Annotated in this window: 7 protein-coding genes; all 7 read right to left on the bottom strand. The window is 32.2% G+C overall.

Translation table 11 applies throughout. The features are described from left to right. Positions 1-15 precede the first annotated feature (15 nt). Positions 16-1,728, bottom strand: a complete 1,713-nt coding sequence (locus ASF10_RS08315; RefSeq protein WP_056247593.1) for a carbamoyltransferase N-terminal domain-containing protein — start codon at positions 1,726-1,728, stop codon at positions 16-18. A 948-nt stretch (positions 1,729-2,676) separates the two neighbouring features. After that, positions 2,677-3,081 carry a hypothetical protein gene (locus ASF10_RS08310; RefSeq protein WP_056247592.1) on the bottom strand — a complete coding sequence of 135 codons (405 nt, stop codon included), beginning with the start codon at positions 3,079-3,081 and terminating at the stop codon, positions 2,677-2,679. 39 nt (positions 3,082-3,120) lie between these two features. Next, the gene (cysC, locus tag ASF10_RS08305) at positions 3,121-3,747 is read right to left on the bottom strand and encodes an adenylyl-sulfate kinase (protein ID WP_056247590.1); all 627 of its coding nucleotides are present in this window, start codon (positions 3,745-3,747) and stop codon (positions 3,121-3,123) included. Between the two features lie 219 nt (positions 3,748-3,966). Next, positions 3,967-5,325, bottom strand: a complete 1,359-nt coding sequence (locus ASF10_RS08300) for an aspartate aminotransferase family protein (RefSeq protein WP_056247628.1) — start codon at positions 5,323-5,325, stop codon at positions 3,967-3,969. A gap of 19 nt (positions 5,326-5,344) precedes the next feature. Beyond that, complete coding sequence (locus ASF10_RS08295; RefSeq protein WP_056247587.1) at positions 5,345-6,223, bottom strand: sulfotransferase family 2 domain-containing protein; 879 nt, start codon at positions 6,221-6,223, stop codon at positions 5,345-5,347. Further along, entirely contained in the window at positions 6,204-13,586 is a 7,383-nt protein-coding gene (locus ASF10_RS08290; protein ID WP_056247584.1) for a non-ribosomal peptide synthetase, read from the bottom strand. Before ASF10_RS08290 ends, ASF10_RS08295 begins: the two co-directional genes overlap by 20 nt. Before the next feature lie 11 nt (positions 13,587-13,597). Further along, entirely contained in the window at positions 13,598-14,488 is an 891-nt protein-coding gene (locus tag ASF10_RS08285; protein ID WP_056247583.1) for a serine hydrolase, read from the bottom strand. Positions 14,489-14,491: the final 3 nt, after the last annotated feature.

The raw sequence follows: 14,491 nt of genomic DNA, 5'->3' as shown, positions 1-14,491 counted from the left end.
GACAATATTAAATAGTTATAGATTTTCGTATAAATCCATTTTTTCTTTTCTCTCGTAAAGTTTGTTGTTACACCAAAAATAATTGACACTTTCCCACTCCATTACACTTTTTAAATCAGGAAAAAATCCTTTACCATTAAAGTTTGCACTGGTATTACACAATAAAGGGATCCCGCTTAATTTCTTATATTCCGATAGTAATTCGTAAATCACATTATTTTCATTTTCGTTCACCGTTTGTAATCTGGCACTTCCATCCAAATGAACAATTGCAGGAACTCTGTTATCCCAATCTTCTCTTACTGTATGTTCAAAAAGCATAAATGGATCAGGATTTCCGGGAAAAAAGACATTTGGTGCATCATCTTCAAGACAAATTGGTGCAACAGGTCTGTAAAACTCTCTACCTTTTACTTTATTTAGAAGTCCTTTCATTTTTTGATTCGTTGCCGGAGAAATGATACTTCTGTTCCCTAATGATCTTGGACCTAGTTCTGCCCTGCCATTAAGCACTACAACAGGTTCGTCTTTTTCATGCAAAAGCGCAGCAAGTGCTTTTACAGAAAACGACTTGGATAAATACGTATCATTTTCTTCTATATTTTCAATAATTCCGGGACCGCTATACACGTTCCAATCCAGAATAGTTGTATCAGTTTTGTCCATCATAACGCAACAAGCCACACCAATGGCACTTCCTGAATCATTTGGAAAAGGCGGAACCCACATCGTATCAAAAATTCCTGAATTACGTAATTTACTATTCCATTTTATACTCAAAGCGCATCCACCTACAAAGCAAAAATTTGATTTAGAATAAGGAAATTTATCAACCAAAACTTTTAACTTTTCGATCAATAGGTTCTCAAGAAAAATATGAAATGTACATAGCACATCTTCACTACTTAATCCCATTGATATGCATATTTCTTTAGACTGAATCTTGAATTGCTCCGTAACCCAGTTCACATTTTTAATATTAATTTCAGATTTTACATTAGCTTCCAAATCATTGTAAATTCTGAAATAATGCTGTAGCAATTCCTCATTTTTATTCCCTAATGCTATATAAGCCATCAGTTTACCTGAAATAGAATGGTCTTTTCTCTTTTCACTAAATGGAGTAAATTCATAAGCAAAATCAGGATATACACCACCAAACATTAAAAATACAGGACCGCAATTTATTACCTTCTTATCTTTTGCTTCGTAATAAAACAATTGAGGAACCATACCTCCATCCCACGATAGTATATATGAATCTTCATTATTTTTTGCATATGGACTTGTACAGTAAGCACTAAAAATATGTCCAGAAACGTGCATATAACTTGAGTAAGATAAATTTAGAGCATCAATTTTCGCATTGCAGACTTTTAGCACATCATCTGTTTCTGACAACAAAGCGCCATACTTGGCTAATTTTAAATCAATAAAAAAATCCTTTGACAGCTCAAGATCTTTTAAAATCGTAATTTCGTCTTCTTGTTCTAATTTTAATACTTCTTCTTTATCATTTCTCCATCCATCTATAGCGACATGATCCAGAGTAGAAAAGCTATAATTATATTTATTTAGTATAGATTCAATTTCTTCAAAAGTCAAATTAAAATCGGCTAGCCTAAAATTGTTATTTAATTTTTCCATTTCATATGAAAAGATCAATTTTCCATTATCGATTAACGCTAGTGCACCGTCATGACTTGATTTTATACCTAGTATTTTCATTGGATTTTTATTAATTTTTATTAATTTTTTAATTGTCTGACTTTTTTAATGTAAACTCACACATTTGATAATATTAACTATAGTTATTGCTTTGTCTACTAATTTTTTGATGATGATATTGGAGATTTGTTTTAATTCAATTTAAAAATTAGGTGTTAATTTTTCTTCCCTTGAAAATAGATTCTTTCTGGGGAGGATCGAAACGTATTATCAATAAATTTTACATTTCATTGCTATCAGCAAAACTGCACTTTGGTCTTTTTATAAACTGAAATTATTTCCTGCATATCTTCATTTAAAATGTAAGTTTGATATTGATCTTATTATCCAATATGACATCTTCTGACAAAATATTTTTGTTGAAAAATGAAGAATAACTAAACTATACTAACTCATTTATTTTAGAATCTTTACTTATCAGCATTTTGTTCGAAATCATAATTAAAAATTTCGTTTAACAACTAATATACAGATACTTAAATTCAAGTTAAAATATTATATAATATTTTAACTCCACATAATTATTGAATTTAAGATGTTAGATATTACTGTTTTTGGGCTAAATTAACTGTAAGAGTTATCTAAAAATTACGGGGTTTTCGTATAAAAATTACGGACTTTAGCGTTATGATTTCAAACAATTAGCAATAAATAAGTTAGTATTTACTATTTGTTCTTATGAATCTTTTATCTTTTTAAGTCAGATTGAAAAATAAGAATTGTCCAGAAACTCAAAATGAAGTTTTAGGAATAAGTAGCATATAATTTAAAACATAGAAGATGTTTTAAAAAAAAATCTTTTCAATCCCTTTTATAAAATATGTTTATATGTAACAAAAATTAATCAGGAACATTATCTAATAATATAAACAGATCAGCAAAAACTTTTTTCTACTTTAAAATAATCTATATAAGTTTACCTGTAATATTATTAAATAGCGTGTTCAATTACAGTTGCATGTATATATTTCGAAGTTCAATTCTTTGATTATTCATTTCATCAATAATATTTTCTAAAACATTAACATTATTTTCATGCTCCAGAAGATTTATCAAAACTGTAAGAATTTTTAAATTTTTCATTAAAAATTCAATGTTTATATCATCTAAGAGTATTCGACTGCATAAAAAATCATTAAAAAAATTTAAACTCCCTAATAAGTAGCTTAATTTCATCGAAGCATTTTGTGACAAATTAATGTTATTGATACTTATAACTTCGGCAGAATTACCAAAATAAATAGATGTTTTTACGCCAAATAAAATTAAGTATTTATTAACTTCATATATAACCATGCCTTTTTGCACTATAGATTGCTCTACAGGAAAGTCTTTTATATCCAGTGAGTTCATAATATTTTCAGATTAAATTATTTTTTAGTTTTTTTGATTTTAGTGTACTAATTGATTTAAGGTTTCTGTATTCAAAGTAAGTTTAGGCATTGTAAATTCGATTATTTTATTTACAGAATCTATAAGCGATTCTTCAAGAGTATTGACCGTGATATCTGGTGCAACGGGATTTTCATAAGGAGAATCAATTCCTGTCATATTTTTAATTTCATTTGCCCTTGCCTTTTTATAGAGTCCTTTCACATCTCTTCTTTCACATTCTGCAAGTGGGGTATCTACAAAAATTTCGACTACTTCATCAAAGCCAATAATATTTTTTACCAATTGCCTGTCTCGTGCATAAGGTGTTATAAAAGCAGCAATAACTACCAATCCTGCATCAAGCATTAACTTTGATGTTTCGGCAATTCTTCTAATATTTTCGCTTCGGTCTTCAGGACTAAAAGTAAGATCCTTATTTAATCCGCTCCTTACATTATCCCCATCAAGTGTATAAGTATGAATATTCATTCGGAAAAATTCTATCTCTAAAGCATTTGCTATTGTACTTTTACCTGAACCTGATAAACCTGTAAGCCAAATTAATATAGACTTGTGCTTTTTAATTTTACACCTTTTTTCTTTATTAAGTGTATATTCATGACAGCTAATATTTTTTAATTCCATAATTATGATATTTATTTTTTGCCATTACGATTTTTTAAATTCAATTTTTTATAATCTGAGTTTTCTTTTTTTGATTAATTCAACAGATCAAATATTACCTTAATCTATTGAATTAATTAAAAACATTTAAAACATTAATAATCAAAATATAACTAATAAAAATAAATGAATATATTTTTACTCATTGCCATAAAAATTAGCAGATTCATAAAGAAAAAATCAACTCACACTTTTTGAAATAGATTCCAATACTTCGGCTACGCTTAAATCTATAGCCTGAACCATTACTTCTATCTGCTCTTCATTTATAATCAATGGTGGAGAAATTGTGATATGATCACCTGATAAACCATCAAAGGATCCTTTGCCTAAATAAATAACAACCCCTTTTTCGAATGCTTTATCAACTATTCTTTTGCTTATATTTAATTCTTTTGCAAATGGCATTTTTGTTATTCTATCTGCTACAAATTCAATTCCAAGATATAATCCCATCCCTCGAATATCCCCAACTATTTCATGACGATAAAGGCGTTGGAGTTTTTCCTTAAAAACCTCTCCCATTTTAAAGCTGTTTTCAACTATATTATTTTCCTGAACATAATCAATTATAAAACTTCCAATCGCCGCACCAACAGGATTACAGGCGAAAGAATGGCCACCCAGAAAAGGGATTTTTCTATTCTCGAATTCTGAAGCCACTTTTTCATGGGCAATAACAGCAGAAAGTGGATAATACCCACCGCTTATACCTTTTCCAGCAGCTATAATATCTGGTGTTACTCCAAATCTTTCCATCCCGAAATTAGTTCCTAATCGTCCAAAACTGGTTAGAATTTCATCTGCAACAAAGAGAATTCCATATTTATCACAAACCTTTCTAATTTCTTCAAAATAACCTTTCGTAGGAACAACAGCGCCTAATGCAGCGGCAACAACCGGTTCAGCAATAAATGCCGCTACAGTCTCTGGCCCGGTTTCTAAGAGACATTTCTCTAATTCACCGGCACTCATTATTGCATATTCCTCATCAGACATTTCATTTGGTTTTCTGTAAGGATAAGATGGTGGTATATGCGGAAAATTATTCATCCACTTTTCATATACAGCTCGTCTTAAAGCCATACCACCAACATCTAAAGTAAAAACAGAATTACCATGGTATGTTCCCCATCGGGATATTATTTTGTATCTATCTTTATCTCCTCTTATCTGATGATATTGCAATGCCATTTTTAATGCCTGCTCAACAGCTTCTGTCCCACTCGATGCTGTCCAGGCACGACTAAACCCATCAGGAGCAAAATTTACTAATTTGGTTAAATAGTTTTCAACCACTTCTGATGTAAAAGTATGTGTTGGAATCAATGCAACATTATCCATCTGATTTTTTACAACATCTGAAATTCCTTCTATAGAATGACCGAAACTTGAAACCGAAGCAGTTCCGGATGTTCCGTCAATATACTTTTTGCCATTTGTATCATATAAATATATTCCTTCTGCATGAGTTATAGAGGGATAAGGTCTGTCATAATCAGGACAAACTAACATGGAATGAATCAAGCTCTTTATCATTTTTTTTCTCTTTATTAATTTATACTTTACTTCTATTTCTACTTTCAAACCTTACATAGGCTTGCCACAGCTGTACACCAAAATGTTTTTTTCCAATTTTTAGATTATTTAATCTATCATTTTTTTTAGTGAAATTTTTGAGATCATTTTCAAAATTATCACCATAATCCGTTATTAATTTTTTAAATTTCTCTAATGCATATTCATAAAATTGTACATCCAAGTAATTAGAATCTGTGATATACTTTATAGTTTCCTGTGAGGGCGGCGACGGATTTTTGATTAAAGATTCATTTAAAACGGTATAATAAGGCGACTTGAAATTAAAATATTTTTGAAACAACATCAGGGATTCATCAAATTTCTCTGTTAGTCCAAATACCGGAAAATGTTTCTCCAGGTTCTCAATAGCTTTTTCAAGCATTAGAGAATCACATTTGCCATATTTAACATCTTTAAAACCTGAAATTTGTCTTACCTGTCCATTATCAAACTCGATACTGATTTTAGAATCAAGAACATCTTTTAGTGTCATTCTGTTCTTAATAACCATATTGTGCAAATAATGAATATTGTGCTTTAAAATATAATTGTAATAAGACGGTATTCTTGTAACAGGATCTCTAAATAAGGTTGTATACGTACAAGGAGTATCATAAAACTCATGTAAACCAAAATTTGTATGCCCATTTAACAATATAATTTTCTTCTTTTCTTCAATTGGAAGGCTAACAAATTTATTTAAAGATTTTTCTCCACTTCCCTGAAATTCTTCAATGTAAAATGAATACTGTTTGTCAGAAGGAAAATTATTTTTTAAAATACTATTCAATGTTATTCCTCCGCTTCTTGGTACATGAGTAAAAATCAGACTGGAATTACTTGTTTTCGTTTTCATATTCAATGTTTACTGTTTTTCTGTTCTTATTTGTAATATTCACCAATATATTTCCTAATTCTGCAGGAGCATCACGAAGCAAATAATGTCCATGATTCTCTATAACACTTATATCAACTGTTTCTGCAAAAAGATGCCATCTTTTATGTTTTCTTTTGTATCCTTTTGTAATCGGATCAATGCTGCCTGTTATAAAATGAAGCGGCATTCTGAATTTATCAAATCGGTTTCTTTTCTTTGTTGCTTCTAGATAATGGTTAAAACCTGCAACCGCCAAATCACTGTCATACCTGAAATTTTTAATGAAAAATTCCTGATCTAGTGGATCCGTTGGAATTGTACTTCCCAATGAAGTAAGAAATTTGACTACTTCAGAATTATTTCGTTTACCAAATCCCAAGCTTTTTCTGGTACGCGGAAAAATTGCTCCAATACAAATCGCCTCTACATTAAAATTAATGCGCTGAAGAATCTCTGCAATACTTATGGCCAAGACATTACCATTGCATTGTCCGAAAATAATGATTGGTGTATGTACTTTTTCCTGAATTTCCCGAACAACATCTTCACTTAATTTATAAAGCATATCCAGCATATCCTGACCTTCCTCGGGATCAGTTCTTGGTAATTTCAAGCCGTAAAAGTTGATATTTGTCGAATCTTTTTCAATAAACTCAACAGTTTTGCTAAAACTCAAAGGATCACCTGCTGAATTTGGGATTCCAATGATTGTAACTTCAGCCTTTTCTTTGACGTCTAACATTTTGGTCAATAAATCATTTGATTTTTTATTCTCTTTAATATGTTTGGCCAGTTCCCTTATTGTTGGGTTTCTGTACAAATCCGGCACTGTATAACTATCGCTTAATGAAACAAGCCTGATGGCTTTAAAAGAATCACCTCCCAAATCAAAAAAGTTGTCCTCTAAACTGATTTTTTCCAGACCAAATGTTTTTTTCCATAATTCGGTCAGTTCTTTTTCCAAATCAGTTTCTGCTTCCACATAATTTGCATTAGTATCAATTTTAACTTCATGGGTTTTTAATTTTATTCTGTTAATCTTTCCATTTGGGGTTAATGGAAAACGCTCTAACCGAACAAAATAAGACGGTACCATATATACCGGTAATTTTTCTTTTAAAAAGTCTTTTATCTTCTGAGCATCTGTTTCGTTTTCAGAAGTGTAGAAAGCGACAAGCGTAACCTCGCCATTTGTATTTTTACTATCAATGATAACGCCTTCCTTTATATCAGGAAAATCATTAAAGGCAAGTTCTATTTCTCCTAATTCTACCCTATGTCCTTTTACTTTTACCTGTGTATCTATTCTACCCAGAAATTCCATAGTACCATCCGGCAGCAGTTTTGCAAGATCCCCTGTTCTGTAAATGCGTTCTTTTGCTGTTAATCCTTCTATTGGTCCTTTCAAAAATGATTTTTCGGTAAGCTCTTTTTTGTTTAAATATCCTCTTCCAACTCCTGGTCCTGCCAATAGGATTTCTCCCATAACCCCAACCGGAACTTGCTTAAGATGCCTGTCTACGATATATAAATCAAAATACTGGATAGGACGCTTCATTACCGGAACGGTTTTATAATCCGGACACTCATACATGATATAATGTGACATATCATCTGAAACCTCCGTAGCGCCGTAGGTATTGACAATTGGAATTTCCCTGTACAAATCAAACCATCTTTTTACCATTGACGGCAATAGTGTTTCTGCATTTAAAATCAATATTTTTAATGCTTCATACTTGTAAGGTGACGATAAAGATTCAAGATTGTGAAGTATCTCATTAAAATAAGAGGGAACAAGTTCTAAAACTGTTATTTGATCTGAATCTATACTTTTTGTGAATTTTACAATATCAGTAATAAAATTATAATCGTAAATAATAGTGGTCCCTCCTAAAGCCAGTGCTGAAAACATCTGCCACACCGAAATATCAAAAGTATGGGAAGCATTTTGCGCCACTACACTATTTTGATCCATCTTCATCTCGACAATCTTCGCACCAATATGATTTACCATTCCCCAGTGCTCAATCATAACCCCTTTGGGTTTTCCTGTAGATCCGGAAGTATAGATTACATAAGCAAGACTGTCAGGGTTTGATTTTATATTAATAGCAGCTGTTGTACTGTTTTCAATGATGCTTTTCATCTGATCAAGATGAATAACCGGTATTGATAAATTTAATTTCTCTATTTGATCCAAAGAAACCGAATCATCTATCAAAAGTGCTTTTATACCTGAGTCTTCAATGGTTTGCTGTATCCTGTCATCTGGGTTTTGTTTATCAAGCGGAACATAAGCGCCGGAAGATTTCCAGATTCCCAGTATGGATACCATCATATTGACAGAACGATCCATCATGACGCCAAATAAATAATCTTCTTTTACCTCAAATGTATTGATAAGGTACCCCGCCAGATGATTGGTCTGGGTATCAAGTGCTTTATAGTCGATCTTGTGATTATAATGCTGAATCGCAATTTTATCAGGATTGATTTTTACTTGTTCATCTATAAGCTCCAGTATGCCTTTATCCACATTAAAATAAGGCTCAACAACATTAAAACTATCCAGTAATTGTTTTTCACTTTTACTTATAGTATGGATATCTTCCAGTAATTGCTGCGGGTTTTTCACGATAAAATCAAGGATGTTAAAATAGAGCTCTGAAATTTTCTCCAGCGATAAACCGCTTTTCAATTTTCTCCTTGAGTGCAGGGCTATGGAATAACTGTCCTGGTTTGCACTTAGATTAAAATCAAAAAAAGTGTTGGTGAGCTCGTTACTCGAAACCTCCTTTTGATTCTCTGCTTGCTCATTATTGTTAACCGATTCGTCTTTTATTTCATCGTAGATGTAAAAATCAATATAATTAAAAACCATATCAAAAAACGGGTTCCCCTGATCTGATTTATGATTGAGTATCTTTGAAATCCCGGCAAGGCTCAATTTTTCAAATTTCTTTATTTTGATCAGTTTATCGTTTACATTCTGTATAAAATCACGACATTGCAAATCCTGGTCAACATTTATTTTTAACGGTATTGTATTTAAAAAACATCCCAGGATCTTATCACTCTCACTTGTTGAGGGTCTTGTATTGGCTACCATTCCTACAACAACCTCGGCATTATAGTTTAGCATTTTCATCAAACATGCAAACGCGCTAAAAGAAATCGCTTTTACCGTTACATCCATTTCCTTGGCCAGCGCATTGATATGGGCTGTCAGCTTTTTATCAAGGCTGAAAGAGAATGCTTGGGGTTCAGCAAAATCTTCGTCAGAGAAAATATCAAGACGGGTGTGTTCCGATAATTCGTCGATCCAAAAAGATTTTACAGTTTCATCATTCTTGTCAATTTCATTTTGAAAAATAAAATCCCTGTAACTCGATTTTAATTTCTCGGGTAAAAAATCAGGTGTATCTTTTAATTTTAAATACAAATTATTAAGTTCTGTTATAAAAGAGGCATTACTCCATCCGTCTAAAATAGAATGGTGAAACTGCCATACAAAAATTACTTTATCGCCACCGGCATAAAAAACGGACATTTTCCATAACGGCGCTTTTGAAAATTCAAACGGCGTTTCGACTTCTTTTCTCAGGTAATCCTTTATCCTTTGTTCTTGCTCAGATGAAGCCAGCGATGCAATATCTTCACTGTAAATCCTGAAATCTACTTTTTTATACACGATTTGAACCTCTGCCCCAAAATCTTTTATATTAAAACCGGTTCTTAAAATTTCATGTTTCGCAGTTAATAATGATAATGCTTTCTCAAACCTTGCCATTTCAAATTCTGCATACCTGTTGGTGTATACAAACTGGTCGTGGTATACGCCCGGTATCTCGTTAAACAAAGAGGTAAAAACCATACCGGTTTCTATATCACTCATTGGATAAACATCCTCGATATTTTCAAGGTCAGTTATCTTCTCAGAGCTCAAAATGCGCTGCTTAAGTCCTTCGAGTTCACTGCTTACTTTTAGTTCTCGCTGCTTTAACTGCTCCATGTTTTCAAGCATATCATCGTGAGAAAGTGCGATATAATCCGCCAGTGATTTTATGGTATTGTTTCTGTAAATATCGGCAACCGAAATCTCCAGGTTCAGTTCTTTTCTGGATTCATTAATAATTCGAAGTACTTTTATGGAATCTCCTCCTAATTCAAAAAACGTATTATGGATACCTATTTCCTGTTTTTCCAATACTTTTTGCCATATTAAAACCAGTTTTTCTTCAATTTCATTAGTCGGCGCGGTATATGGTGTACCGATATTAGTATTATTGGTTCCTAAATTATGAAGCGCTTTTTTGTCAATTTTTCCGTTTACCGTCAAAGGCATGCTTTCCAGTTCAATGAACGAAGACGGAATCATGTATTCCGGAAGAATGCTGCTTAGTGCTCCTCTAAAATCTGCTACCGTAACACTGCTTTGCGTGGTTACATAAGCAAAGATGCTTTTTTGCTGTGAGGCATCTTCTTTGACTAAAAGAGCAACTTCTTTGACTTTTGGAACGCTTAAAATAGCACTTTCGATTTCGCCAAGTTCAATACGATATCCCCTGATTTTTACCTGTTCATCGATTCTTCCCTCATATTGCATCTCTCCATTGGCTAAAATACGCACAAGGTCACCGGATCTGTACAATCTTTCTCCTTTCGCAAATGGGTTTTCAATAAATTTTTGTCTGGTCAGCTCTTCCTGGTTTAGATAACCTCTGGCCACACCTAAACCTCCAACATAAAGCTCTCCAATGAGTCCTATGGGAACAAGCTGCTGGTTTTGGTCTAAAACATAGCCTGAAAGTGTAGGTATGGGTTTTCCTATATTACTGATATTGTATTGTATATCAGTATCCATGATTTCCTTGTAGGTAACATGCACTGTGGTCTCGGTAATACCATACATGTTGATGAGTCTGGTTTGCGGATAACGGGATTTCCAGTTTTTTAATTTTCTGGGGGTCAGTGCTTCTCCGCCAAAAATCACATAACGAAGCGATAAATCAGTATTAGCGTTTTCTGCTTCCTGTGCAATTAAATTATAAAATGCCGAAGGCGTCTGGTTTAGTACCGTTACTTTTTCCTGGATTAATAAATTCAGGAATAGCTTCGGGTCCTTGGCCATTTCTTTTGCAATGACAATTAATTTTCCTCCAAAGAAAAGGGCGCCATACATCTCCCAAACCGAAAAATCAAAGCTGTAGGAATGGAACATTGTCCAGGCATCATTAGCTGAAAAATCAAATAAATCCGCATCGTTGAGAAGTAATCGCGTTACATTTTTGTGCTCTATGATGACCCCTTTTGGATTTCCTGTGGTTCCCGATGTATAGATCAGATAAGCAATATTATCGGGTGTATTGATTTTTTGAATATTCGATTTTGAATAAGTATCCTGAACCAAGGCAAATTTTTCAAACTCATTCTCATCCAGTACCACTTTTGATGCGGTATCTTTTATAATATAATTGACTCTCTCAGGCGGAAAATCAACATTAATTGGTACATAACCTGCGCCTGCTTTTAAGATTCCAAGAATGCTGATCACCATTCGATGGCTTGCCTGCATACTCATGCATATCAAATCATCTGAAGCAATTTGGTATTGTTCTCTCAAATAAGCCCCAAGCTGGTTCGAGGCTTCATTTAGTTCTTTATAGGTGAGCGTTTCATTGCCAAAAACAACAGCAATATTATCAGGATATTTAGATGCCTGCTCTTCAAAAATATCAATGATCGTAAGCTCTGAAGGGTAACTAACATTTGAATTATCAAACATTGAACTCAACTGCTCTTTTTCTGAAGGGCTCAGATAATCAATTTTTTCAATTAAAACGGAAGGGTTTGCATATATAACTTTAACGATATTTTCGAAATGAGTAAATATTTTTTGCACAAATAACTCAGTGTAGATATCTGTATTGTATTCAATTTTTAAAGTTAATTCGTCGTCAGATTCCTCAAAAGTAAATGTCAGATCAAAATGAGCAGTTGTTTTATCAAATTCAAACGGCTCAATCGTAAAATCATTTAGATTAATTTGATTTTGATTTGTCTTTTTATGATTTTGTAAAAGGACCATTACATCAAACAAAGCCGAATGAGAAGGGTCTCTTATCAAATCAAGCTTAGAAACCAAATCGCTAAATGGATATTGCTGATTCTGTAATGCATTCAACAAAATCGTTTTCTCTTTGCTTAATAAATCAACAAAACTATTTTCATCATCAAAATGCGATCGAACTGCTATAGTATTGATATACAATCCAATCTGATTTTCTAATTCAGGATGTTCTCTTCCGGCAACGGGAGTGCCAATTATAATATCCTTTTGAGCTGAATATCTGTATAATAAAACTTTAACCACTGTTTCCAGCAAAATGAACAAAGAAACATTGTTGTTTCTTGCTATTTCATTTAACATTCGTGGTAATTCTCCTAAATATTCATTCGCTATAAAATCGCCATTAAAAGTCAGAATAGCAGGCCTTTTACTCTTAGTAGATAAATCCAGAATTGGAATTTCGCCTTGTAGCTGATCGAGCCAAAAGATTTCTGCGTTTTTATATTTTTCTGTTCGAAATGCTTCATGAACCCACGAAGTATAATCTTTATATTGTATATCCAGTTTTGGTAACTGAATTGGAAGATTATTCTTTATACAATTATAAATATAAAAGATTTCTGAAAACAATACTTTTACAGACCATCCATCACTAATAATGTGATGCATAACAATAAAAAATATACTTTCATTTTCGCTGGTCTTAAATAAACATATTTTGAATAAAGGTGCATTTTCTAATTGAAACGGAACCGCGTTATTATCTGAAATTATGTCTTTAATTTTTTCTTCTTTATCTGCTAAATGAGAAAAATCAAAATACTCAAAATCCAAATTAATTTCGTCTGTACTTTGTATAAATTGCCTTGCCGTTTCTGTAACAGGATCAAATCTGAAAGAAGTTCTTAATATCTCATGTCTCTCCACCAGATGCTTAAATGACTGCTCAATAATTTCTTTCTCCAGCAGGCCTGAAATTTTTGCCGCAAAAGAAATATTATAAGCCTGGGATCCTCCTTCAAACTGACTTAAAACCCACATTCTGTGTTGAGAAGAAGTTAAAGAATAAGAATCCTGAACTGGTACAGCCGGAATATTTTTATCTGGAATTGAATCAAAATATTTAAGGATATCTGTTTTTTTTGTTTTTATCAGACTAATAGTGTCATCATCTAACTTTGTATCATTATAGCATTTTATCGATAAATCATTTCCTTTTTTAGAAATTTTTATCCCTTTTACTTCTAAAGCCTTTAAAAAATCGTTCATAGTAATAAATCTTATCTGTTACTTAATTCATTTCTTGTTATTTCAGTAATTTTGGCTGTTACTGCGTCATTAACTGCATCATCTTCTAATGAATTTGAAATGAATACTGCTATTGTAAAAAAATCTTTCTTTTCGTTTAGGTAAACAATTCCAATATCATTTGATGCGATTAGAACATTATTTACCCTGTCTGAAGTACCTCCTTTATGAAATGATTTCAAATTTTTAGGTACAAGTGCCTGAATTCTTTTATTATTAATTGATGTTTCTAAAAGAGGCAGTAAAATATTCTTGCTCTCTATAGAAATTATTTTGTTCTTCATTAGTTTATACAATAAAAGACTTGAGAAACCCGGTGTAACGACGTTATTACCAATTGTCCCTTCCTTATCTCTATAAAGTGCACTCATAAAAAAACTATTCTTGTTTTTGGTAAAGGAACTTATGTAAGAATTTAAACTTTCAATACCTCCCGAAAGATCCACTAATTTATCAAAAACATTATTATCACTCTGATTTACAATATAATACAATGCTTTTTCAAGAGTAATTGTAATGCCTTCGGGGTTTGAATCTCGTAGCGGGCTAAATAGTCCCGCTTTTAAATCACTCTTTGCAAATGAAACATTCTGATTAAGTAATAATGTCTTCTTATCAACAAGATGCAAAACTTTTAACGCAAGAAAAAACTTTGATACGCTATACATCTTATATTTTTCATTGCTTTTATGACCAAAGATTTCGACTCCTTTGGAATTTCTTACGGATATTCCGATATCAAATTTTTTATCTTTTATGATTTCCAGAATTTCCGTTTTCATTTTGTCATTTTGAGCATGCAAACGAAATCCTGTAATAAAAAAAAATAAAATTCCTAAAATCACTGTATTTAAGTTTTTCATCCT

The organism is Flavobacterium sp. Leaf82, from assembly GCF_001422725.1.
Classification (GTDB): domain Bacteria; phylum Bacteroidota; class Bacteroidia; order Flavobacteriales; family Flavobacteriaceae; genus Flavobacterium.
The sequence above is the reverse complement of the archived record's forward strand: the minus strand, read 5'-3'. Positions and strand labels throughout refer to the sequence as shown.

Coding starts and splice junctions, on each gene's coding strand:
- ASF10_RS08315 (WP_056247593.1), bottom strand. CDS start 1,728: ATGAAAATACTAGGTATAAAATCAAGTCATGACGGTGCACTAGCGTTA.
- ASF10_RS08310 (WP_056247592.1), bottom strand. CDS start 3,081: ATGAACTCACTGGATATAAAAGACTTTCCTGTAGAGCAATCTATAGTG.
- cysC (WP_056247590.1), bottom strand. CDS start 3,747: ATGGAATTAAAAAATATTAGCTGTCATGAATATACACTTAATAAAGAA.
- ASF10_RS08300 (WP_056247628.1), bottom strand. CDS start 5,325: ATGATAAAGAGCTTGATTCATTCCATGTTAGTTTGTCCTGATTATGAC.
- ASF10_RS08295 (WP_056247587.1), bottom strand. CDS start 6,223: ATGAAAACGAAAACAAGTAATTCCAGTCTGATTTTTACTCATGTACCA.
- ASF10_RS08290 (WP_056247584.1), bottom strand. CDS start 13,586: ATGAACGATTTTTTAAAGGCTTTAGAAGTAAAAGGGATAAAAATTTCT.
- ASF10_RS08285 (WP_056247583.1), bottom strand. CDS start 14,488: ATGAAAAACTTAAATACAGTGATTTTAGGAATTTTATTTTTTTTTATT.